Here is a 21,090-nt window from a genome sequence, read left to right as displayed (position 1 = left end):
CAAGGGACGCATCAGTCGGGCCGCGAGGAGGAGAACACCCGGGGGCTCTCCGACGGCTCGTACGCTGTCACGGTCGAGCCGGTGCGCCGTCCGCCCGGACGGTACACGCTCATGCCCGGAGCGGACCCGGATCGGGCCGCGGGCGCCGGATCGCGGCGGACCTCCGGCCGGTCGGAACCGGCGTCGTCCATGACGCGGGTGAGCTCCTCGGAACGGGTCTCCGGGCGTTCCTCGCCCGATGTTCCGCCCGAGCCGCGCGCACCGCGCTCCACGATCTTGACCTTCTCCTCCTTCTCCTTCTTGCTGGCGCCCCAGAAGGAGTCCCGCATCGACCCGCCCCCGCCGAGGGCGAGCATCCGCCGGTAGGGCCGCAACAGCATCCACGCCGCCGCGCCGGTGAGCGCGATGAGCAGCACCTGCAACCACGGGGCGAGCTTGCTGGAGAGGATCTGGTCCACGGCGAACAGGTACACCGCCGCCGCGACCCCGAAGATGATCACGTTGATGACGGCCGACAGCACGATGTTGATCAGCCGCTTGAAGCCGCCGCCGGCGGGCTTGAGGATGGCGATCGTGCCGATGATCGGCAAGGCGATGATCGCCCACCGGATCAGCAGGAAGCCCAGGATGATCAGGATGCTGGCGGTGATGTCGAAGAGCGCGAACAGCAGCGCCGACAGGATCGCCAGGAACCCGGCGCCGACGCGTTCCCAGCTGCGGATGCCCTGAAGGTTCTCGTAGGACTCCGGATAGGACCGCTGGATCTGCCCGGCCAGCTTGCGCCACTGCTGCGCCTTGACCTCCACCAGGCGCGTGCGCTCGGCGGGGTCCTTGCGCGCGGCCTCCATCTCGGTCCAGCTGAAGGCCGTGGACTGGTAGAGCGCCCTGCCGTAGAACTTGGCCGCCTCATTGTCGGCCGACCCGAGGGTGGACCGCAGCCAGTTGCGGTACAGCAGATTCTCGGTCACGGTGTCGGACGCCCGCACCGCCGCCGGGCGCTTGTCCTCACACGGCTGCGGCTGGCCGTCGCACCCGCTGGGCGGGCCGACGGCGTTGTTCACCGTGGTCAGCGCGGTCGTCATGGCGCTGTCGGCGACCTGCGCCGACTCCGTCGGCCACTTCGCCACCGCGGTGACCAGGATCAGGATGAACAGCGCCCACCCGACCGTGGTCATCGCCGAGGACATCTCCGCCTGCCGCGAACGCCAGATCAGGTAGAGCCCCACCACGCCGACGGTGATGATGCCGAAGATGGAGAAGACCTTCTCGTAGACGGCCTGCGTGGCCGTCTTGACCAGGCCGTCCGACCAGCCCCACGCGTCGGCGGGCTGCCACGCCCACTCACGCAGGGCGTTGGACGCGCCGGTGATGCCGGTGGCGATCATGAACTCGCCGCCGGCGAGGGCGTTGGCGCCGGTATAGCTGTCCACGGGCGTGCCGCCCAGGCAGCCCACGTCATAGAGCCGCGACTGGTATCCGGCGTAGCCGTAGAGGCTGTAGACGCCGGCGTGCGGGTCGTCGGAGACGGCCGGGTCCTTGGCGAACCACCCGGCCAGGCCGGAGTCGGGCGAACTCGGCGCTGGGACTTCCTTGCACGCGTCCTTGGGGACGTCGGGAAGCCCCTCGATGCACTTGGCGGAGTCCTTCTGCCACTGCCCGAGGGTGCAGACGCCACTGGGATCCTTGACGTCCTCTTCCCCCTCGGCCCCCGCGCTGCCCGGCACGAACAGCACCGCCAGCGCGGCGATGCCCAGTGCCAGGGCCGCCGCGGCGGCCTTCCCCCTACCGACGCGCCACATCTCCCCCACCCTCCATGGTGGACTCCCCCTCGTCGAGGGAATCCCTCTCGCTCAAGGACTCTGCTCTCATCCGTACCACCGGTCCCGCCACCGGAGCGGGCGCGCCGGGGGTGGTGTTCAGGAACTCCAGCAGGCGCGCGGCGTAGGAGATGTCGGCCCGGATCCGCTGGACCCGCCCGTCCACGTCGCGCATGATGAACTCCCGGTACGGCAGCCTTTCCGCCGATGATGCGTCCACTTGGGACAGCGCGGCAAGGGTCTGCTCGTATCCGACATCGGTCGGGACGCGCAGCAGGCGGAGGGCTTCCTGCGCGATCTCGGCGTCCTCGGCGATGCGGCCCACGAAGACCGTCGAGACCAGGTTCTGGACGTCGAGGCCGAGGATGTCCTTGGGGTTCTGGGAGGCGACCAGCGCGGCGAGGTTCCATTTGCGGGAGTCGCGCGCGAGCCGGACGAGGAAGGACCGGCCGGAGCGCCAGCCCTCCATGAAGTGGGCCTCGTCGAGGCCGACGAGCTTGCGGCGGTTGATGTCGCCGCCGTAGCAGCGGCGGACGGCGAGCCGGTGCGCGGTGTGCAGCATCGGCAGGGCCAGGGCCTCCTCGGCCGACCAGTACTCGCGCTCGATCTTCAGGTCGGGCAGCCGCAGCCCGGCCATGGTGATCACGGTGAGGGCGGCCTCGTCGCCGAGGGTGTCGGGCGGCGGGGTCCCGAAGAAGAGCATCGCGAGGGGCATCTCGGCGGTGTCCAGCAGCAGCGCGGCCAGTTCGGCGCCCTCGTCGCCCTCGTCCTGGAGGACGTCGACGATGTCTTCGAGGGTGCTGCCCTCTTCGGCGGGCACCGCGCGGGCGGCGTGGCGCAGCAGGCGGGCCGTGGACGCCTCGCGGGCGACCTGCGGCGGCACCAGCATCGAGCAGATGTCCTGGACGAGCATGCGCCGCTCGGCGCGCGCGTTCTGGACGGCGATCTCGAAGTCCCGGTCGGCGGCCGGTCCCTCGCCCCAGTGCTCGCGGCGGGGCGTGGGGATCAGCGCGTAGGGCGCCAGGGTGCCCGACTGCTGGCCGGTGAGGTTGATGACGCGCGCGTAGGGCTTGAGCTCGGGCATCTCGCAGAGCCGTGCGAGCGGGCCGGACGGGTCCAGCAGCGTGACCTGGACGCCGCGCCGCGCCGCCAGGTAGCCCAGGGCGCCCAGCAGCGTCGACTTGCCGCCGCCGGGTTCGGCGACGAAGACGGCCAGCCCGGAGCGCTCGCGGACCTCCATCGGGAAGTGCATGTCCAGGAACACCGGCCGCCGGCAGGTGCCGGAGGTGCGCCCGATGAGGTCGCCGCGCCGGTCGCCGACGGTGGAGGCGGCCTGCGGCAGGGCCGCGGCGAACAGCCGCACGGGCATGCGCCGGACGTAGCCGGTGTTGGCGATGGGCTCGCCGGGGATGAACTCGCGCGCCAGCCAGTCCTGGTTCTTGGGGTGCTGGAGGGCGATGCGCATCTCGCGGCTGTACATCTTGATGAGCCGCCGCGCGCGCTCCAGGCACTCGTCGCGGGAGGGCGCCGAGACGGCGATGCGGTGCCAGCCGTGGACGCGGGAGGCGTCGGTGGGCAGGCCGGTGGTCATCTCGTCGCCGACGCCCAGGGCGCGCTGTGCCAGGCGTTCCAGCTCCGGCGGGGCGTCCATGGCGTGCTCGTCGTAGTCGTGCTGCTGGGAGCGGATCATCCGCAGCCGGTGCTCCAGGTTGCGGAAGGCCTCGCCGGGCCCGAGCACGTCGACGCGGGAGGAGATCTCCATCGGCCAGGGCAGCCGCTCGTGGAAATGCAGCCACGGCTCGTGCCGCTCGGGGATCTCCAGCTCCTCCATGCGCCCCACGGTGAGGATCGCGGTGTGCGTCTCCTCGCCGGTGAGGCGGTTGACGAGCTTGACGGTGGAGCCGTAGGGCGTGCGGTAGCGCTCGATCTGCTCGGTGAGGGCCAGCAGGTCGCCGGGCGCCCACAGCGAGCCGCCGGGCGACATCTCCTCCGGCGGGGACGCGCCCAGCGCGACAGAGCGGTAGATCAGCCACTCCAGCTCTTGCGGGGTGCAGCGGCGGCCGCGGACGCCGTAGGCGCCCAGGACCTCGTCGAACTGCTCGGTCATGCGGTCCAGGCGGCGCCGTTCGGCGTCGACGGTGCCGCGCCCGCGCAGCCGGTTGAAGCGCTCGAAGACGGTGTCGGACAGGGTCCGGCGGGTGAAGCTGATGCCGAGGTAGGTCTGCCCCTCGGCGTGGCTGAGCTCGTGCAGGTGCTGCTGCGCGGCGACCAGGTGGTCGGCCCAGCTGGTGGCGCCGGGGGCCGGCGGCAGCGGGCGCGGGGTGTTCTGGTCGACGGTGCGCGCCCAGTCGGCGGCGGGGAAGGGCCGCGTGGTGCGCCGCAGGTGCAGCCGGAACCCGGCCATGCCCGAGTACTGCTCGGCGATGGCGGAGATGAGCGATTCGCGCTCGGCGTCGGGCCGGAACGCCCACCGCACCTCCGGCAGGCGGTACCAGGCGGTGACCGCGACCGGGGTGAACGTGAGGTGCCCGGCGATCTCGGTGAGCGAGAGCTCCTGGGTGGCGCCGCGGTCCTTGAAGCGCGGCGGCTTGGGCTGCTTGTGCAGCTGGGCGCGCTTCTCGGCCTTGCGCTGCTCCTTGGGCGACAGCTCCTTGCCGGGCCGGGTGCGCGGCTCGGGCTGGCGGGTGCCGGGCGGCGAGGTCCGCAGGCGCGGGTCGTAGTCGACGGGCACCGGCAGCCGGTCGGCCACCGGGGGAGGCGGCGGCGTGGGCGCGGCCTGCGCGAAGGGATCGGTCAGCGGGCCGGGCGGCGGCGGGTTCAGCACCGGCGGGCGCGGCGGCGCCACCGGCGGCTGCTGCCGGACCGGGGGAGCGGCCGGACGCGCCGGCGGCGGCACGGGACGCACGGGGGCCTGCGCCTGCGTCTCCGGACGCGGCGGGGGCTGCGGGACCGTCCGCGCGGGCGGCGGGGGCGTCTGCGGCGGCGAGTACGGGGCCTCCGGCGCGATCGGCTCGCGCGGCCCGAAGACCGCGTCGGCGATGGCGGTGTCCAGCGGCGGCAGCGGCTCGGTGGGCCAGTCGGGACGGCGCTCGCGCGGCGGCGGGGGAGGCGTCACCGCGCCCGGCGGCGGAGGGGGCTGCTTGCGCGCGTTCCGGGCGCGGAAGACCGCGATCGGCTCCGCCTTCGGAGCTGGCGACTCGGACTTGTCTTCACTCACCGGACGACCTCACGGATGCGCACCGCGCGCGCCACCAGCCGGTGGTCGCGCTGTTCTTCATTCGGCTCCCGCGTCGAGCGCCAGTCGGTGACCACGGTGCGCAGGACGGCGCGCGCGGGCCGGTCGGGGTCGACGTTGCGGAAGATCAGCGAGGTGGTCACCATCGCCAGGGCGATCTCCCAGGCCGGAAACAGGTTCACGTCCTGGAAGAAGACCCAGTACAGGAACATGTAGAGGGCCAGGCAGGCGGCGAACACGCCGTACTGGGCGTACGGCAGGTGGATGGGCAGCGTGTACCCGGGCGGGCCCAGGTAGAGCAGCCGCGCACGATAGATGTCATCGTCGGTGCGTAGCCTCAAAGCCGTCTCCTGCCGTCGTCCTTCAAGACCCCGCGGCCCTTCCCTTGACCGCGAGTGTCCCCGCCGTGCTCGTCTCGCCCATCCGGGGCTACTCGGTGAAGAAGAGGTTCACCAGGCTGCCGCCGAAGAGGACCAGGGTGACCGCGCCCGCGATGAACGCCAGGCCGACGATCGCGATCGCCGACGAGGTCATCACGCGCGAGATCTCGCCCTTGTTGGCCCGGCCGATGAAGATCAGCCCGAGCACGGCCAGCAAGATCGGGGCGATCTTGCTGAGAAAGAAGTCGATGACCCCCTTGGTGTCGATCTCCGCGGCCGACCCCGCGAGCAGGGGGCCGATCTCGTGCAGCAGTTGCGTCCTCAGCATCGGTCCGCGCCTCCTTCTCGACTCGGGTTCTCCAACACGTGAACCTCACAATATGGTGGTCGAGCGTGACCTTGGGTTTCATTGCGCATGGCGAAACGCTCCACAATCACCGCTCTGTCGTATATCGGACTGTACGTGGCCCAGGTGTCGTGAGTGGAGCATCGGGGCCGCTCGGGAGTTTCGCAGCGGCGGGATCGCCGCCGATCGCATAGCCTCGGAAACCGAGGAGGTGCGCTGATGGCACGGACGGTGATCCTGGCCGGCACGCTGGTCGTGGTCGGCATCGTCCTGACGGGACTGTCGGCCGTCCAGCTCGGGGTCGCCCGGGCGGCGGCGAAGTGGCCCTCGGCGCGTGCGCCAAGGGTCGGACGGGGACCGGCGGTGGCGGGCATCGCGGTGGGGGCGGCCGCGCTCGGGGCGGCGGGCGGCCTGGCGGCCTCACTGTCCCCGGCGGACGGTTGGCTGTGGACGGCGGCGGTGGTAGCGGCGGGCGCGCTGGCGGCGGGGCTGTCGGTCGTCGTGGCGGCCCGGCTCGCCTCCCAGGTGGAGCTTAAAGCCCTCATCTCTACACCATCTCCCGCGTACGTGGCGATCGCACCTCGTGCCGAACCGGTGGGCCTTCCCGCGATCGCCGCGCGGAGTGACAGCGCGCCACTCTCCCAGCCTGCCACTGTTCCCGCCTCCCGCGCCAGTAGTGCGCCATTGATCGGCGACGGCGTCCACAATACGTCGCCGGACGGGTACGGAGCAGGGGACGAACCGGACCTCTCGGTGCCGGCCGACGCCGAGCCGGGCTGGGTCTACAAGGACGCCGACGGGGTGTTCCTGCTGGTCGTCGAGCTCGACGCGGGTCGCGGGCGGCGCCTGGTGCGGCTGGAGGACTTCACCCTGGCGGGGCTGGGGGAGGTACGACGCCCGCTGAGCCTGACCGGCTCGATCGAGATCCAGGTGTGGCCGCTGGACTGAGGTCCCACTGAACGGAGTGCTTAATGTAGAGGATTCCTCGGTGCCCACTGTGGACTGTTCAGCGCTTCTGGGGCATGCTGGAGTTCTCGCCATTAACGCACGTTCAGGCGGGACGCATCACGGGGGATCCGAGCGGCTCCGGCAGGCTACCCGGACGACCCCACGCGGTGGGGGGCCGCCACCACGGCTCATTCATCGCCAGGGCAGCGCAGCCCACGCCTCCCCTACCCCTTTTCCCCGAGGGAGGACGCGATGTCCGATCGGGACGCCTCGGACCGGGCCCACCAGGCCTGGTATCCGCAGTTCGCGCGCGTAGTCTGGCACGCCACCGCGCCGCTCAGGCACGCGCTGCATCGCACACAGGGCGCCGACTGGTGGTGCCCGACCAAAGCGGCGCCCTACTCGCCGGAGGACCCGGTGGGGGACCGCGCCGATCCGTCCTGCGACGACTGCGTCAGCGAGCACGGGGAGATCCTGTGCCTGACCTGCCGCCGCTACGCCGTCCGCAGTGCGCTGATCGCCGACCCCGACGGCTGGGCCTTCCGGGTCGCCGAGTGCCTGATGCGCGACCGGTTCCGCGCGATGCGTGTGGAGGCCGGGGCGCTGGCGCGGACCGACCCGCGCGGTGTCGTGGCGCGGATATACGGCGCGTGCGCCGACGAGTGGGAGCGCCGCCTGGCGCGGCTGATCCTGGACTACGTCGGCTACGCCGGTTCGCTCCCGCCCGACCTGTGGCCCTACGCCAAGTGGCTGGCGGAGAAGGCCCGCATCACCGGGGCCCCGCAGCTGGGCGCCGGGCGCCTGTCGGCCCTCCACGACGACATCGCCGTCGTCCTGGGCCACATGCGCCGCCACGGCGGCCAGGTGACCGTGCAGGGCGAGAAGATGCTCTGGTACGACGCCTACGTCGAGCGCCCGCTGGGACGCCGCCGCCGCATCGACACCCTGAGCCTGGACGAGGGCCCGTCGAAGTCGGACCGCCGCCCGCCCATCGACCCGCCCGACGCCGGGCTCGTCCTCGGCTACGCCGACCGGATGCTGGCCGAGACGCGGACGCGGGTGCGCCGGGGCGCGACGGTCACCGCCGCGCTGCGGGAGGTCCTGCCCTCGCTGCTGGGCGCCAAGGGCGCCGAAGTGGCCGCCGACCGGGCACTGATGGAGCGGCTGGCCCGATTCGTGCGCTCACATCTGGATTCGGCCTGAGCGAAGGTCGACGGGGCGTGTCCGAGGAGTCATACTGGTGTGACGCCGAGGTGGTCCACGGGGCCGAAGGAGAGTGACGTCGGCATGGAAGACAGCACCCGCGCCCTGCCACCTTCATCCACCGCCGCGGACGGGCTGTCGCCGGACCTGCTGGGCGAGGTGGCCGACCTGCTGCGCGACATCGCCTACGATCGCGTGCGCCCCGACATCCGCCCCTCCGGAACCGCGGTCGATCCGGGGTGGCTGCGCGCCGCCGTGGAAGAGCAGTACGGCCTGCTGGGCGCCGCGCTCAACGAGCGCATTGAGCCCAGGTAACAAGGGGGTAGCACTCGCGTAGCGATGCGCGCGGACGAGTGCCCTTGTCGCACGGCTTCGGTATGGTGGCCACTCGACCGACCGTACGGAAAGAGGACCCTTCCGCAATGACGTATCCACCGCAGCAGCCGTACGGCGGGCAGCCGAACCCGTACGGTCAGCAACCCGATCCCTACGGCCAGCAGCCCGTCACGGGTGTGCCTTACGGCCAGCCGAGCTCCGGTGCCCCCTACGGGCAGCCGCAGTCCCCGGCCCCCTACGGTCAGCCCGACCCGTACGGCCAGCAGCAGCCCGCCTACGGCCAGCCCGCCTACCAGCAGCCCGGCTACGCCGTCCCGCAGCAGGGCTACGGTCAGCCCCAGCCGCCCGGTGAGCGCCCCCAGTCGGTCACCACGGCCGCCATGCTCACCATGGGCAGCGTCGTGCTCGCCCTGATCGGCGGCATCATCGGCCTGGTCTACGCCCTGGGCGCCGAAGGACGCTGCGAGGACTACCTCGTCTCGCAGGGCCTCAGCGACACCTACGGCTCGTGCGCCACCATCAGCGCGGGCACCACGGTGGTCCCCAGCGCGATCTTCTACCTGATCATCACGCTGCTGTTCACCGCCATCGCCATCGGCCTGCTCCGCGGCATCAACGGCCTGCGGATCACCGCCTTCGTCGTCTACGGCCTCTACGCCGTCTGCGGCGTCTTCGGCATCATCGGCGCCCTGGGCGCGGCCGCCACCTACTCCGCGCTGGGCTCCGACGCCGCCGACTACCTCGTCCCCGGCTGGTACGTGCCGGTCTCGGTGATCTCCTCGCTGCTGAGCCTGGGCATCGCCATCACGGTCATCGTGATGCTGGCGGGCAACGCGTCCAAGTCCTGGTTCGCGGCCATGCGCACGGCCAAGCAGCACGGCCTGGCGTAACCGCGCCGGAACCCGTAACTTCACTAGGCGGCGCTTCCACTGCGAAGCGCCGCCTTTCGGTTCCACAGAGCAAGATCGACCCCGCCAAACACCTCCGCCCACGAAAGGTGTCCGCGTGTCCGCCCCGATGTACGCGCCCATGCCTCAGCCCCCCAAGCCCCCGCGCCCGGGCGTCGTCTCGGCCGCCGGTTTCCTCCAGTTCGGGGTCGCGGCCTTCGCCCTGGTCACCGCCGTGGCCACCTTCATCATCGGCAAGTCCATCACCGATGACCTCACCAGCGCCCTCATGGACGCCGGGGCGCCCAGCCAGAGCCAGGCGCAGGACTTCGCCACCGTCGTCGTGTTCACCATGGGCGCCGTCGGCTTCTGCGGCCTCATCTGGCCCGGCGTGGTGGCGCTGCTGGGCATCTGGACGATGAAGGGCGTCAACGGCGTCCGCATCACCGTGTGGGTGCTGGCCGGCATCGCCGTCCTGTGCGACGGCATCGCCGTGCTGGCCAGTGGCCTGACCACCTCGCAGTCGCTGAACCTGAACAACGGCACCGACGACTACAAGTGGGCGCAGAACGTCGACATCCAGAAGCTGATGCCCGAGTGGTACGACGCCTACGGCGCGGCCGTCAACGGGATCGCGCTGCTGATGTACGTCGGCATCATCGTGCTGCTGGCGCTGCCCAAGGCCAACGAGTACTTCCGGCCGGTGCCGAAGTTCCCGCAGCAGCCGGTCTACCTGCCCTACGACCCCGGCACGACCAAGTCGTGAGCGGTTTCGCCGTGCCGCGCGGCCGTGGTCCGGCGCCCCTGGTGGCGCGGATCGCGGCCGCTCTGCTGTTCGCCGCCGCCGCGCTGACCGCGGTGTGGACCGCGGTGTCCACCGCCGCCTTCGCCTCCTACCCCGATCGCATGGCCGGGGCGGAGGGCGGCGGGACGTTCATCGCCTGGGCGGCGCTGGCCGCGCTGGGCCTGGCGTGCCTGGCCGCCGCGGGCGGGTTCGTGCTGTGCGCGCTGGCCATGACCCGCGGCAACGCGGCGGGCTGGTACGGCGCGTTCGGGTTGGTCCTCGCGCTCGTCGTCGTGGTGGTGATCAACCGCGTCTCGGACGACGGCGGGCTGCCGGTGGCGCTGCTGTCGCTGGCCGCCGAGAACGCCGGGCACGACGGCGACTCCGCCTTCGTGCTGGCCTCGGCGCCCGGCTGGTTCGAGACGTACTGGCTGGTGCAGGACTGCGTGACCGGGCTGGTCGCCGTGGTCGCCGGGTTCCTGCTGATGCTGCCGCCGTCGGTGGACCACTTCACGAGGCGCCCGCCGGTCGCCGGTGGTTACGGCGTGCCCTGGGGCTGATGCGGGCACTCCGTACAGTTCCGGGAAATCCCCCGACCCGGGAGTGCCCATGACGTACCACCCGCCGCAGCAGCCGGGCGGTCAGCCGCCCTATCCGCCCTACCAGCAGTACCCGCCGGGCTACGCCGTCCCGCAGCCGCAGGCCGTCCCGGTGCCGCCGCGGCCACCGGCGGTCCTGACCGCCGCGGTCCTGATGTTCACCGCCGGGTTCGTGGGGCTGCTGATGCTGGGCGCCGACCTCTTCCGCCTGATCGGCGGCCATGGCTTCAACGGCGCCTCGTTCAGCGGGATCGTCGGGTGCCTCGGCCCGCTGAGCCAGCTCGCCCTGGGCGTCCTGGCCGTGTTCGTCGTCAAAGGCGACCACCGCGTCCGCGGCGCGGCCGTCGGGCTGGCCGGGACCGCCGGTGTGATCAACCTGCTGAACGCCGCGTTCGCCCTCTACATCGGCCTCGACTACGCCGACACCGTCCCCGTCGTCTACGGACTCCTGACCATGGTGCTGGCCGCGGCCTGCGCGACGGCCCTCATCCTGCTGGCGACCGGTGCGGGCGCGCGGTGGTTCGCCGCCCTCAGGGACGCGTCGCGCAACCGGTGGTATCCGGCCCGGTGACGACCGCGATCATCTAGTTTGGGGCGATGCAGACCGAAGTGTCCGTGTCGCTCGCCCCGCCCCGCACCGTGCGCGCGGCCGCGCTCATCCAGTACGCCACCCTGGCGCTGGCCGTGGTGGGCGCGGTCCTGAGCGTGCTGACCACGGTCGAGCTGCTCAAGGTGCTGCCCGGCCAGTACGAGGGCGAGCAGCGCGAGGCCGTCGTCGACGGGACCCGGGTGGCCGCCTACGGCCTGGTCGTGGTGTGGCTGGTGTTCTCGGGCGTGTTCGCGATGCTGGCGCGCTGGTACTCGCGGGGGCGCCGCTGGGCGCGCAACTGGACGTGGGGTGTGGCGGGCCTGCTGGCCCTGTGCGGCGCGTGCGGGCTGATGGGCTCGGGGCGGCCGCGCGGGTACGGGGACGACCCGCTGGCGCGCGACGACGTCCAGCGCGCCCTGGACGCGGCCACGCCCGGCTGGTGGTCGGGGGCGAACATGGTGGTCCAGGGGCTGGGGTTCGCCGCCTACGCGGCGATCATCGTGCTGCTGGCGCTACCGGCGTCCTCGGCGTTCTTCCAGCGCCCCGAGGGGGTTCGCCCGGCTTCGGGAGTGGCAGAGTGAAGGGCATGTACGCCAATCCACGCACCGCCCTCATCACCGGCGCGACCGCCGGGCTCGGCGCGGCCTTCGCCCGCCGGCTGGCCGCCGACGGATACGACCTGATCCTGGTGGCCCGCGACGCCGAGCGGCTGGCAGAGACCGCCGAGACCCTGCACGAGACCTACGGGGCCGAGGTGGAGGTCCTCCCGGCCGACCTGACCGACGCCGACGGCTGCGCCCGCGTCGAGGAACGCCTGCGCAAGGGCGTCGACTTCCTGGTCAACAACGCCGGGATGGGCCTGGCGCGCGGCTTCTTCGGCTCCGAGGTCGACGACGAGGAACGCCAGCTGCGCCTCAACGTCCGCTCCGTCCTGCGCCTGACCAGGGCCGCCGTGCCGTCCATGTTGGACAGAGGCTGGGGCGCGGTGGTGAACGTGTCCTCGGTGGCCGGGTTCGGGCCGATCGCGCCGGGCTCGACGTACAACGCGTCGAAGGCGTGGGTGACCAACTTCTCCGAGTCGATCGGGGTGGCGCTGAAGGGAACCGGCGTGCGCGTCATGGCCCTGTGCCCCGGCTTCGTCCGCACCGAGTTCCACCGCCGCGCCGGCATCGAGACCGGTGGCATCCCGGACGGCCTGTGGCTCGACGCCGACGCCGTCGTCGCCGCCTCCCTGGTCGACCTGCACCGCGCGAAGCTGGTGTCGGTCCCGAGCGCGAAGTACCGCGTGGTGTCCGAAGTGGTCAGACACCTGCCGAGGCCGGTGCTCTATCGTCTCGCCGCCAAGCTGCAGAAGCGGTCGGGGCGCGGCGGAATCGACTGACCACGCCACGTACCCTGACAGGCATGTCAGAGCGCGACCAGCTGCGCACCCTCATCTCAGACCTCGCCGTGGTGCGGGGTCGCGTGGTGCTGTCCAGTGGCCTTGAGGCCGATTACTACGTCGACCTCCGCCGGGTCACCCTGCACCACGCCGCCGCCCCGCTGGTCGGCGCGGTCATGAACGAGCTCACCGCCGACTGGGACCACGACGCCGTCGGCGGTCTCACCCTCGGCGCCGATCCCGTCGCGGCGGCGATGCTGCACCAGAGCAAGAAGGACCTGGACGCCTTCGTCGTCCGCAAGAGCGAGAAGGCCCACGGCCTCCAGCGCCGCGTCGAGGGCCCCGACGTGGCCGGACGCCGCGTCCTGGCCGTCGAGGACACCTCCACCACCGGCGGCAGCGTCCTCACCGCCGTCGAAGCACTCCGTGAGGCGGGTGCCGAGGTCGTCGGCGTCGCCGTCATCGTCGACCGCGGCGCGCGCGCCGCCGTCGAGGCCGCCGGACTCCCCTACCGCGCCGCCTACACCCTGGCCGACCTCGGCCTCTAGCACCACCTCCGCACCACCCCTCTGCGATCTACACCCAATCCCGAACACGTTCATATGGGCCCTTTGCCGTCAGTACTCCCCGGTCGACCTGCCGGGGAGGCCCTGACGCGATCACAGAGATGGTGAAAGGAACCACCCGTGCCACGCGCGATCGTCGATACTTCGTACTCCACATCGCCCCTCGACGGGGAACCGATGGAGCAGACCGAGGCGGAGAGGCTGGCCTCGGTGCTGAAAGCCCTCGCAGACGCCAACCGGCTGCGCCTGATAAGTCTCATCCAGTCGTCGCCGGCGGGTGAGGCGTGCGTCTGCGAGCTCACCGAGCCACTGGGCCTGTCCCAGCCGACGATCAGCCACCACCTGCGCATCCTCACCGACGCCGGGCTGCTGGAGCGCGACAAGCGCGGCGTGTGGGCCTACTTCCGGCTCGTCCCGGAGGCCCTCACCATCATCGCCGGTTCCATCACCCCGCCCAAGCAGCGCCACCGCCGCGCCGCCCCCGCACCCCGAAGCAGGTGAGGCCATGGCGATCCGCCACCGCCGGCCCCCGAGGCTGGGACGAAGCACCAGGCGCACCCTCATCGGGGTCGCGCTGCTGGCGCTGCTCGTCCCGTTAACGGTCGTCGCCCTGCGGATCGTCCTGCATCACGCCCGCGACTGCACCGGCGAGCTGACCCTGGAGATAGCCGCCGCCCCCGCCATCGTCCCCGCACTGCGCGACATCGCCGCCGAGCTGCCGCGCGGCGTCCTGCGCGTCCACTCCGACTGCGTCCGCGTCTCGATCACCGAGGCGCCGTCGGCCGCCGTGGCGCGCACGCTCGCCGCGTCCCGAGGCCGTGACCTCGACGTGGGCTCCGTCCCCGTCGGCATGGCGGCGATGCCGCACGTGTGGATACCCGAGTCCCGGGCCTGGACCCTGCGCGTGGAGGACGCCTCCGACGCCGCCGGGCCCATCCTCGCGCCCTACCAGCCGTCGGCGGCCTACGACCCCGTGGGCCTGTCGGTGGCCAATGCCGCCACGCCCATCGCCCTCGACGCCTGGAACCCCGCCGACCTCTCGGTGGGCGCGGTCGACCCCCGCGCCGACGCCGCGTCCCTGGCCGCCCTCGCCGCCTTCGGCAACGCCGGCGTCGACAAGGGCGTGGGGACCTTCGCCGCCCTCGACACCGCGCTGGCCTCGGCCGACGCCGTCCCCATGTCGGCCCTGGAACTGGCCGCCCACAACCGCGCGCACCCCGAACGCCCCCGCGTGCTGGTGGAGACCCGCCCGGCGATCACCGGCTTCGACTACCCGTACGCGATGCGCGCCGACCTCTCGGCGCGGCTGAGCCGCGCGGCGGAGAAGTTCCTGACCGCGCTCAGCGGGGCCGAAGGACTGGCGTGCCTGGCGGAGATGGGGCTCCAGCCGCCGGACGAGTACCGGCCGGTGCTGACCCGGGGAGCGGTGGTGGGAGTTCTGGGGGGTGCGTGATCCCCGGGGGTTTTCGGGGGCCGGGCGCGGTGGCTTGACCGGTTGAGTTCAGCGCACGGGGGAGTCGCGCCGGGAATGGCACGGTCTTCGGGGTGGCCGCTCGACCCCGGCCGGGGGCATCTTCGCGCGGCTCCCGTGCGTCGTGCTCATGCCGGGCCGTCACGTGGCGGGAGCACATCCGGGCACCCCGGCCGCACACGCCGACGCGGCCGACCTGGCCTGGGGCCGTGTCGGCGATCGGCCTTACATGCAGGCAGAGGGCCTGAAAGACATGCCCTTGGGCCGCCCGGTGGGTCGATGGGCATCGTCACCGGGTGCCGTGCGATCCCGGCACACCGGCGCGCCCCCCGGTCATGATCGAGTGGGTTCCCGACCGGGTGAGCTTCGGCCCACTCGGCGGCCCGGCCACCGGTGAGGTCGCGCCGCTGGAATCGAGCGGGTTCCCGCCCGCGCGGGCTTCAGCCCATGGCGGGCCCCCGCCATCACGCGGAGCCGGGACCTCCCGGCACGCCGCATCCGTGGCGAGTTCCCGTGAACTCGCCCGGGCCACGATCGCCCGACGGTCTTTGCCCGCGTGCGCGGGCCGGTTCAGAGCGGCACGTGCGTGTTCCCGCGAGTCGGCTCCGGCTCGATCGATGCCGCCTCGGGCGGCCGTCGTGCTCGCCGCGCCCGGTCCCGGCCCGGTGCGCCACGGTCGAGACCTCCGGGGCCGAGAGCCTTGTGGGTGTGGGTGTGGGTCGGGCCCGGGCGTGCCAGCCGGTCATCCGCGCGTGGGTCGCGCCGGGCCGACCCGGTGTCAGCCGCCACCCGCGTCCGGCCGCACGCCGTCGTAGTTCTCGTGCGTCCGCGTCCGCCTACGAAAAGGCCCCCGCCGGAGCGGGGGCCTCTCGTCAACTGCCTCGGTCACGGCGGCCGGCCGTACCTCGCGTCCGTCGATCTAGTCGAAGAGCTCGCGGAAGATGCTCTTGCGCTTGTACCCGTGGCCGTAGTGCCCGTGCTTGTAGTGGGCGTGGCCGTGCTTGTAGTGCGGCTGGCCGTGCCCGTAACCGCCGTAAGGAGCGGCGTGGGGCGGCGGCGGAGCCGGGGCGTACTGCGGCGGGTACGGCGCGGCGGGCGGCGGCGGGGGAGCCGGCGAAGCGGCGGGGCGGGGCGGCGGAGGCGCGTTCAGGCGGTTCTCCGCGTCGATGAGGTGTTCGAGCTCGCCACGGTCCAGGAAGATCCCACGGCACTCGGTGCATTGGTCGATGTGGACGCCACTGCGCTCAAACTGGCGCATCCGGCCGTGGCACTTGGGGCAGGTCATCTCCATCCCACGACGGTACCCGGTCCGCGCCGAGAATGGATCTCGCCGGGAGCGCCCACACCGCGAAAGCCGCCGGGTACAGCAGGTATCCGAAGCGGGTGGCGGGCATGAGGAGGATCGCGGCGAGCAGTCCGGTGGCGATGACGATCGCGGCCCGCGCCATGTCGCGCGGCGGTTTCCGCAGCACCCACACACCCAGCGCGAGGGCGCTCAGCACGAGCAGGACCAGCGCGATCGCCCGTCCGCCGGGCACGTTCTCGGCGATCAGGTGCCCCGGGAAGGGGCTGGCGGCGGGCGAGGCGACCAGTCCGTGACCGGTCGGGAACGCGATGAGGTTCTCCGCCATCGCCGACGGGTCCACCAGCAGCGCCGGGATCATGACCGCGACGGGGATCACTACCGCCACGGGGATGAACACCCGCCACTTGCGGTTCGTGATCGCCCAGACCGCCAGCACGACCAGCACCGGCCACGCGAACAGCTTCATGGCCGCCGCCGCGCCCACCGCGACCGCTCCCCACGTCCACCGCCCGGACGCGCACAGCGCCAGCGCGAGCAGGCTCAGCGCGAGGACCGGCAGGTCGTCGCCGCCCGTGGCCAGCGTCAGCGCGCACACCGGCAGCACGGTGACCGCCTGCGCGGCCCGGATCAGCGACGAGACCGACGCCCCGTCCCGCCGCAGCAGGCGCAGCGCCAGCAGCACCGCGCCGACGGTCACCACCGCGAACCAGACCCGCGCGTCGGTGAGCCACCCGCCGCCGAAGACCGCGCGCGGCAGCCCGAAAACGGACATGCCCGGCTGGTACGGGTTGTACCCGAGCAGCGGGTCGGGGAGCGCGGCGATCGCGTCCCGGTCCAGGTACGGCGTCCCGTGTTCGAGCAACCGGACGCCCGACTGCTCGACCACCGCGACTTCCTCCTGCGCCCGCCCGGCGGTGCCTCCCGCCCGTGCGATCGCCTCGGCGAGCAGCGGGAACACCGTGGTCGCGGTGAACGTGCCCACCAGGATCATGACGCGGCTGCTCAGCGCGATCACCGGCCGCGTGAGCAGCAGCGCGGTCACCAGCGCGGCCGGGAGATAACCGCCGACGGCGATGGATCCCCAGAGCCGGTGCGCGGGCAGCGTCGAGAAGACGGCGGTGTATCCGGCGAAAGCGGCCGAAACGCCGTAGAGGATCAGGTCGACGGTCAGTCCGCGCCGGGCTTCGAGTCTCCACACGCCCGCCAGTCTCCCAACCGGGGGCCAGTGCGCCGGAAGTGGGTGAGGGCGGGGTACCCGGGGGTGAGGTCCGGGCGGTCGCGGTGGAACTGGAGGGGGACGCGAGAGGTGTGACGGGTGGGACTTGTGGGGGACGCGGGACGCCGGGACGCGGCTCTCGGGCGGATGACAAAGCCCCCGCCGGGGCGGGGGCTCGTCCGTCATGCGCGCCCGGCGGCCGCCGGGCGTCGGGTGTGCCGGTCGGTCAGCTGGTGACGTCGGTGCACTTTCCGCTGATGGTGCCGACCTGGTCGGTGATCTTGCCGGGGAGCGCGGAGAGTTCGCTCATCTCCTGCGAGGTCAGCGACGTCGGGTTGTTGATGCTCTTGTCCTGGAGGGTCGCCAGGCGGTCCAGGGAGTCGGCGAGCGTGTTGACGGCCGATGCGAGGTCGGCGTCGCCGATGCCGTTGGCCTGTTCGCGGAGCTTGTCGCTCTGGGCCTTGACGCTGGAGGGGTCTCCGCCGATGGCTCCGGCGGCTCCTTCGACGACGGAGACGAGGTTGGCGCAGTCCATCGCCTGTTCCGCCGCGCCACAGGCGGTCAGCGCGGAGAGGGCGATGACCCCCGCCGCCGCGATCGTCATAGTCCGGCGCGTGAAGCGGTTCATGTTCTCCCATTCCCTGCGGTGAAACTCCAGACCGGGGCGGTCCGTCCACTGAAGGGTACTTAGGCCCGGCAAAGTAAGCGGCCCCGGCGCTGGCCGGGGCCTGTCGTCACTTCGTCTGCCAGGTCTGTTCAGGGCTTCGTTCCGCGGCATCGGCGGGCATGGCGAAGAAGGTCACCACTCCCGCCACCAGCAACGCCACCGCGGCGATGATCGCCCATACACGTCCGCTCCACATTCCGTCTCCCCTTCGGAAGTCCGGTACGTGCTGGTCCCCCCTAATGTATCGAAGGAACCCGATTTGTGTCGTCTTTCCGACGGAGTCGGAACAGCAAACAGAGTTGACGGAGTCAGAACGCCGAACCGGGCAGCCGGGGTCGGGACGGCGAACAGAGCTGACGGAGTCAGAGCAGTAAACAGAGTCGACGGAGTCAGAACGCCGAACTGGGCAGCCGGAGTCGGAGCGCCGAACCGGGTAGCCGGAGTCGGAACGCCGAACCGGTAGCCGGGGTCAGACCAGCCAACAGTGCCGCCGGGCTCACCCCTACCTCCCCACCAGCGCCTCCAGCACGTCGTCCAGCGTCACGATCCCCAGCGGCGCCCCCGCCTCGGCCACCAGGACGATGTGCACCGCCGCCCGCCGCATCTGCGGCAGCAGGTCCCCCAGCATCCGGTCGCGCGCCACCACCGGCAGGGGCCGGATGACGCCGTCGGCGATGCGGGCGTCGCGGTCGGCGCCGATGACGTCCTTGATGTGGACGAAGCCGCGCACGCGGCGTCCTTGCCGGGCGACGACGGGGAAGCGGGACATGTCGTTGCGGTAGGCGAGGGCCTCCAGGTCGCCGTTGGTGAGGTCGTCGGTGACGGTGACGACCGACGCCCAGGGCCGCATCGCCTCGCCGGCGGTGCTGCGCCCGAGGGCGAGGGCGCCGGAGAGGCGGGCGTGGTCGGCGTCCTCCAGGAGCCCTTCGGCCTGGGATTCGGAGATGAGCCCGGCGAACTCGTCGACGGTGTAGGTGCTCTTCACCGATTCGGTGGCCTCGATGCCGAAGCGGCGCAGGATCCACGCCGAGATCGCCTTCATCGCCACCAGCAGCGGTTTGGTGGCGGCGCAGAAGGCGAGCATGGGCGGTCCGAGCCAGACCACGGACTTCTCGGGCCCGGCGAGCGCGAGGTTCTTCGGCACCATCTCGCCGAACACGGTGTGCATGTAGGTGACGAAGGTGAGCGCGACGATCAGCGCGACGGGGTGGACCATGCGTTCGGGCAGGCCCGCCCATTCCGCGATGGGTTCGAGGAGGTGGGCGATGGCGGGTTCGGCGACCGCGCCGAGCCCGAGGGTGCAGATGGTGATGCCGAGCTGGACGCCGGCGATCATGGTGGGCAGTTGCCCCATCGCCGACAGGGCCCACCGGACGCGCCGGGAGGACTCCGCCTCGGGTTCCAGGGTGGTGGGCCGGGAGGCGATGAGCGCGAATTCGGCGCCCACGAAGAACGCGTTCCCGATGAGCAGGACGAGGGTGACGACTAGTCCCACGCGCCGTCCTCCTCGGCGGGCGGCGGGACGACGACGACCCGTTCGATGCGGTGGCGGTCGACTTCGACCACGTGGAACTCCCAGCCCTCGTAGTCGCAGACCTCGCCGGCGACTGGGATGTGCCCGAGCAGCGACATGATGAACCCGGCGAGGGTCTCGTAGGGGCCGTCGGGCATCTCGAAGCCGGTCTGCTCGGCGAGTTCGTCGGCGCGCAGGACGCCGTCCACCTCGAAGGGCTCGCTGGTGGCGGCGAGGTAGGCATCGGCGTCGATGACGTCGTGTTCGTCGAAGTCGTGCTCGTCGGAGATCTCTCCGACGAGTTCCTCGACGAGGTCCTCGATGGTGACCACGCCGTCGGTGCCGCCGTACTCGTCGACGACGACGGCGATGTCGTCGCCGGACTCGCGCAGCCGCGCGAGGAGGGAGTCGAGGTCGAGGTGCTCGGGCACGAACACGGGTTCGCGGGCCACGGAGCGGACCAGTGTGGACGCCCGCAGGTCCGGCGCGACGCCGAGGGCGTCGTTGACGCTGACGATGCCGACGACGGTGTCGATGTCGTCGGCGTAGACGGGGAAGCGGGAGTGCCCTGTCCCGGCGACGGCGGCGAACAGGTCGGCGACGGTGGCCTCCACGGGCAGCCCCTCGACGTCCACGCGGGGTGTCATGGCCTCGGCGGCGCGTTTCTCGTTGAAGCGGACGCTGCGGCGCAGCAGGCGCGCCATGTCCGGCGACAGGGTCCCGGCCTGCCCGGAGTTGACCGCGAGGAGCCCCAGTTCCTGGCGGCTGCGCGCGGTGGCCAGTTCTTCCTGCGGCTCGATGCCCATGCGCCGCACGAGCCAGTTGGCGCTCCCGTTGAGGATGGCGATGAGCCACCCGAAGATCGTGGAGAACACCCGCAGCGGACCGGCGGTGGCGCGCGCGAGGGGCATGGACCGGGCGAGCGCGGCGTTCTTGGGCACGAGCTCGCCGAAGACGGTGGACACGAGCATCGCGATGACGATCGCGCAGGCGGTGGCCACGCCGGGCGCGGCGGAGCCGAGGAAGCCCAGGGCGGGTTCGACGATGCGCGCGATGGCCGGCTGCGCGAGGTAGCCGGTGAGCAGGGCGGTGATGGTGATGCCGAGTTGCGCGCCGGACAGCTGGAAGGACAGGCGGCGCAGCGCGGCCGAGACGGACTTGGCGCGGCGGTCCCCGGCCTCGGCGGCGGCCTCCACGGTGGGCCGGTCGACGGTGACGAGGGCGTACTCGGCGGCCACGAAGAACGCGTTCCCCGCCGTGAGCAGCACGAAGACCAGCAGGGGAACGGCGGTTAGCCAGACGTCGTCTATTCAGACCACCTCACGGGCCGGAGTCTAACCGTCACTGTTGACGACGAGCTCGGCGACCTTCTTGGGCTCGGCGTCGGTCGTGTCCCACAGGCGGATCGTGTACTCGCCGAAGGGCAGTTCCATGGTGACCTGCTGCGGGCGCAGGCACCCGGTGATCGTCAGATTGTCGGCGAGGATGACGGCCTTGTCCTCGGCTTTGTCCTCGGCCTTGTCGATGACCATCGAGGACGGCGTGCCGCGCGTCAGCTCGTCGACGCCCAGGGTGACGGTGTACTTGCGGCCGTCGTCGGGGCCGAGGACGACGAAGAACAGGTCCTGCCCGATGCGCACGCGCGAGTCGGCGGCGACCAGGGAGACCTTGGAGCAGTCGGGCTTGGGCGGGAAGGGTTCCTCCTTCGCCTTGGCCACGATGACCGCGACGATGATCGCCCCGGCGATGAGCAGCATCCCTTTGCGGGTGCGCCAGAACGGTTTCTTAGCCGCGTCAGCCACAGAGCGGAAGGTTACTGACATCGGCGCGACTTCGGAAGGGCCGG

At 71.9% G+C, this 21,090-nt stretch carries 23 protein-coding genes; 12 read left to right on the top strand and 11 right to left on the bottom strand.

Translation table 11 applies throughout. From position 1 onward, the window contains the following. Nucleotides 1-11 precede the first annotated feature (11 nt). The 4 genes from QSK10_RS09800 to QSK10_RS09785 all read right to left on the bottom strand — a co-directional run bounded on the left by QSK10_RS09800 (nucleotide 12) and on the right by QSK10_RS09785 (nucleotide 5,760). Nucleotides 12-1,799, bottom strand: coding sequence for an MFS transporter (locus QSK10_RS09800; protein WP_285662311.1), 1,788 nt, complete (start codon nucleotides 1,797-1,799; stop codon nucleotides 12-14). Further along, nucleotides 1,783-4,989 carry an ATP-binding protein gene (locus tag QSK10_RS09795; RefSeq protein ID WP_432705321.1) on the bottom strand — a complete coding sequence of 1,069 codons (3,207 nt, stop codon included), beginning with the start codon at nucleotides 4,987-4,989 and terminating at the stop codon, nucleotides 1,783-1,785. Before QSK10_RS09795 ends, QSK10_RS09800 begins: the two co-directional genes overlap by 17 nt. A 41-nt stretch (nucleotides 4,990-5,030) precedes the next feature. Continuing rightward, nucleotides 5,031-5,393, bottom strand: a complete 363-nt coding sequence (locus tag QSK10_RS09790) for a hypothetical protein (RefSeq protein ID WP_285662309.1) — start codon at nucleotides 5,391-5,393, stop codon at nucleotides 5,031-5,033. Between the two features lie 88 nt (nucleotides 5,394-5,481). Beyond that, on the bottom strand, nucleotides 5,482-5,760 hold the full coding sequence (locus QSK10_RS09785) for a hypothetical protein (protein ID WP_285662308.1): 279 nt from the start codon (nucleotides 5,758-5,760) through the stop codon (nucleotides 5,482-5,484). Between the two features lie 237 nt (nucleotides 5,761-5,997). Here QSK10_RS09785 and QSK10_RS09780 point away from each other — a divergent pair, with 237 nt between their 5' ends. The 12 genes from QSK10_RS09780 to QSK10_RS09725 all read left to right on the top strand — a co-directional run bounded on the left by QSK10_RS09780 (nucleotide 5,998) and on the right by QSK10_RS09725 (nucleotide 14,524). After that, nucleotides 5,998-6,726, top strand: a complete 729-nt coding sequence (locus QSK10_RS09780) for a hypothetical protein (RefSeq protein ID WP_285662307.1) — start codon at nucleotides 5,998-6,000, stop codon at nucleotides 6,724-6,726. Between the two features lie 252 nt (nucleotides 6,727-6,978). Beyond that, the gene (locus QSK10_RS09775) at nucleotides 6,979-7,929 is read left to right on the top strand and encodes a hypothetical protein (RefSeq protein WP_285662306.1); all 951 of its coding nucleotides are present in this window, start codon (nucleotides 6,979-6,981) and stop codon (nucleotides 7,927-7,929) included. A gap of 84 nt (nucleotides 7,930-8,013) precedes the next feature. Then, on the top strand, nucleotides 8,014-8,244 hold the full coding sequence (locus QSK10_RS09770; RefSeq protein ID WP_285662305.1) for a hypothetical protein: 231 nt from the start codon (nucleotides 8,014-8,016) through the stop codon (nucleotides 8,242-8,244). A 107-nt stretch (nucleotides 8,245-8,351) separates the two neighbouring features. Next, nucleotides 8,352-9,155, top strand: a complete 804-nt coding sequence (locus QSK10_RS09765; RefSeq protein WP_285662304.1) for an ABC transporter permease family protein — start codon at nucleotides 8,352-8,354, stop codon at nucleotides 9,153-9,155. A gap of 115 nt (nucleotides 9,156-9,270) precedes the next feature. Continuing rightward, nucleotides 9,271-9,918 carry a hypothetical protein gene (locus QSK10_RS09760; protein WP_285662303.1) on the top strand — a complete coding sequence of 216 codons (648 nt, stop codon included), beginning with the start codon at nucleotides 9,271-9,273 and terminating at the stop codon, nucleotides 9,916-9,918. Then, nucleotides 9,915-10,496 (top strand): hypothetical protein, encoded by a 582-nt coding sequence (locus QSK10_RS09755; RefSeq protein ID WP_285662302.1) that lies wholly within the window; start codon nucleotides 9,915-9,917, stop codon nucleotides 10,494-10,496. The genes QSK10_RS09760 and QSK10_RS09755 overlap by 4 nt, the downstream gene beginning before the upstream one ends. 49 nt (nucleotides 10,497-10,545) lie before the next feature. Then, nucleotides 10,546-11,106, top strand: coding sequence for a hypothetical protein (locus QSK10_RS09750; RefSeq protein ID WP_285662301.1), 561 nt, complete (start codon nucleotides 10,546-10,548; stop codon nucleotides 11,104-11,106). A gap of 26 nt (nucleotides 11,107-11,132) precedes the next feature. After that, complete coding sequence (locus QSK10_RS09745; RefSeq protein WP_285662300.1) at nucleotides 11,133-11,705, top strand: hypothetical protein; 573 nt, start codon at nucleotides 11,133-11,135, stop codon at nucleotides 11,703-11,705. A gap of 5 nt (nucleotides 11,706-11,710) precedes the next feature. Further along, nucleotides 11,711-12,505, top strand: coding sequence for an SDR family NAD(P)-dependent oxidoreductase (locus QSK10_RS09740; RefSeq protein WP_285662299.1), 795 nt, complete (start codon nucleotides 11,711-11,713; stop codon nucleotides 12,503-12,505). 23 nt (nucleotides 12,506-12,528) lie between these two features. Beyond that, entirely contained in the window at nucleotides 12,529-13,053 is a 525-nt protein-coding gene (pyrE, locus tag QSK10_RS09735; RefSeq protein WP_285662298.1) for an orotate phosphoribosyltransferase, read from the top strand. A 195-nt stretch (nucleotides 13,054-13,248) separates the two neighbouring features. Beyond that, nucleotides 13,249-13,572 (top strand): ArsR/SmtB family transcription factor, encoded by a 324-nt coding sequence (locus QSK10_RS09730; protein ID WP_285662297.1) that lies wholly within the window; start codon nucleotides 13,249-13,251, stop codon nucleotides 13,570-13,572. Nucleotides 13,573-13,576: 4 nt separating this feature from the next. Continuing rightward, nucleotides 13,577-14,524 carry a substrate-binding domain-containing protein gene (locus QSK10_RS09725; protein WP_285662296.1) on the top strand — a complete coding sequence of 316 codons (948 nt, stop codon included), beginning with the start codon at nucleotides 13,577-13,579 and terminating at the stop codon, nucleotides 14,522-14,524. 937 nt (nucleotides 14,525-15,461) lie between these two features. Here the strand turns inward: QSK10_RS09725 and QSK10_RS09720 are convergent. The 7 genes from QSK10_RS09720 to QSK10_RS09690 all read right to left on the bottom strand — a co-directional run bounded on the left by QSK10_RS09720 (nucleotide 15,462) and on the right by QSK10_RS09690 (nucleotide 21,046). Then, entirely contained in the window at nucleotides 15,462-15,833 is a 372-nt protein-coding gene (locus QSK10_RS09720) for a TFIIB-type zinc ribbon-containing protein (protein WP_285662295.1), read from the bottom strand. Beyond that, nucleotides 15,787-17,046, bottom strand: a complete 1,260-nt coding sequence (locus QSK10_RS09715; RefSeq protein WP_285662294.1) for a glycosyltransferase 87 family protein — start codon at nucleotides 17,044-17,046, stop codon at nucleotides 15,787-15,789. The genes QSK10_RS09720 and QSK10_RS09715 overlap by 47 nt, the downstream gene beginning before the upstream one ends. A 244-nt stretch (nucleotides 17,047-17,290) precedes the next feature. Continuing rightward, nucleotides 17,291-17,692, bottom strand: a complete 402-nt coding sequence (locus tag QSK10_RS09710; protein WP_285662293.1) for a hypothetical protein — start codon at nucleotides 17,690-17,692, stop codon at nucleotides 17,291-17,293. 106 nt (nucleotides 17,693-17,798) lie between these two features. After that, nucleotides 17,799-17,927: a hypothetical protein gene (locus QSK10_RS09705; RefSeq protein ID WP_285662292.1), complete on the bottom strand. Its 129-nt coding sequence runs from the start codon at nucleotides 17,925-17,927 to the stop codon at nucleotides 17,799-17,801. 306 nt (nucleotides 17,928-18,233) lie between these two features. Next, a complete protein-coding gene (locus QSK10_RS09700; protein WP_285662291.1) occupies nucleotides 18,234-19,226 on the bottom strand; it encodes a hemolysin family protein in 993 nt (330 codons plus the stop codon). Continuing rightward, entirely contained in the window at nucleotides 19,217-20,512 is a 1,296-nt protein-coding gene (locus tag QSK10_RS09695; protein WP_285662290.1) for a hemolysin family protein, read from the bottom strand. The genes QSK10_RS09700 and QSK10_RS09695 overlap by 10 nt, the downstream gene beginning before the upstream one ends. Before the next feature lie 66 nt (nucleotides 20,513-20,578). Beyond that, the gene (locus QSK10_RS09690; RefSeq protein ID WP_285662289.1) at nucleotides 20,579-21,046 is read right to left on the bottom strand and encodes a hypothetical protein; all 468 of its coding nucleotides are present in this window, start codon (nucleotides 21,044-21,046) and stop codon (nucleotides 20,579-20,581) included. Nucleotides 21,047-21,090 lie beyond the last annotated feature (44 nt).

Origin of the sequence: Actinorhabdospora filicis (assembly GCF_030269765.1) — a bacterium.
In the GTDB taxonomy this organism is placed as follows: domain Bacteria; phylum Actinomycetota; class Actinomycetes; order Mycobacteriales; family Micromonosporaceae; genus Actinorhabdospora; species Actinorhabdospora filicis.
Note: the sequence above shows the minus strand (reverse complement) of the source record. Positions and strands in the feature narration are given on the sequence as shown.

What these genes read in the sequence shown, in the direction of transcription:
- QSK10_RS09800 (WP_285662311.1), bottom strand. Translation starts at nt 1,799, where the DNA reads ATGTGGCGCGTCGGTAGGGGGAAGGCCGCCGCGGCGGCCCTGGCACTG.
- QSK10_RS09785 (WP_285662308.1), bottom strand. Translation starts at nt 5,760, where the DNA reads ATGCTGAGGACGCAACTGCTGCACGAGATCGGCCCCCTGCTCGCGGGG.
- QSK10_RS09780 (WP_285662307.1), top strand. Translation starts at nt 5,998, where the DNA reads ATGGCACGGACGGTGATCCTGGCCGGCACGCTGGTCGTGGTCGGCATC.
- QSK10_RS09775 (WP_285662306.1), top strand. Translation starts at nt 6,979, where the DNA reads ATGTCCGATCGGGACGCCTCGGACCGGGCCCACCAGGCCTGGTATCCG.
- QSK10_RS09770 (WP_285662305.1), top strand. Translation starts at nt 8,014, where the DNA reads ATGGAAGACAGCACCCGCGCCCTGCCACCTTCATCCACCGCCGCGGAC.
- QSK10_RS09765 (WP_285662304.1), top strand. Translation starts at nt 8,352, where the DNA reads ATGACGTATCCACCGCAGCAGCCGTACGGCGGGCAGCCGAACCCGTAC.
- QSK10_RS09750 (WP_285662301.1), top strand. Translation starts at nt 10,546, where the DNA reads ATGACGTACCACCCGCCGCAGCAGCCGGGCGGTCAGCCGCCCTATCCG.
- QSK10_RS09745 (WP_285662300.1), top strand. Translation starts at nt 11,133, where the DNA reads ATGCAGACCGAAGTGTCCGTGTCGCTCGCCCCGCCCCGCACCGTGCGC.
- QSK10_RS09740 (WP_285662299.1), top strand. Translation starts at nt 11,711, where the DNA reads ATGTACGCCAATCCACGCACCGCCCTCATCACCGGCGCGACCGCCGGG.
- pyrE (WP_285662298.1), top strand. Translation starts at nt 12,529, where the DNA reads ATGTCAGAGCGCGACCAGCTGCGCACCCTCATCTCAGACCTCGCCGTG.
- QSK10_RS09730 (WP_285662297.1), top strand. Translation starts at nt 13,249, where the DNA reads ATGGAGCAGACCGAGGCGGAGAGGCTGGCCTCGGTGCTGAAAGCCCTC.
- QSK10_RS09725 (WP_285662296.1), top strand. Translation starts at nt 13,577, where the DNA reads ATGGCGATCCGCCACCGCCGGCCCCCGAGGCTGGGACGAAGCACCAGG.
- QSK10_RS09720 (WP_285662295.1), bottom strand. Translation starts at nt 15,833, where the DNA reads ATGGAGATGACCTGCCCCAAGTGCCACGGCCGGATGCGCCAGTTTGAG.
- QSK10_RS09710 (WP_285662293.1), bottom strand. Translation starts at nt 17,692, where the DNA reads ATGAACCGCTTCACGCGCCGGACTATGACGATCGCGGCGGCGGGGGTC.
- QSK10_RS09705 (WP_285662292.1), bottom strand. Translation starts at nt 17,927, where the DNA reads ATGTGGAGCGGACGTGTATGGGCGATCATCGCCGCGGTGGCGTTGCTG.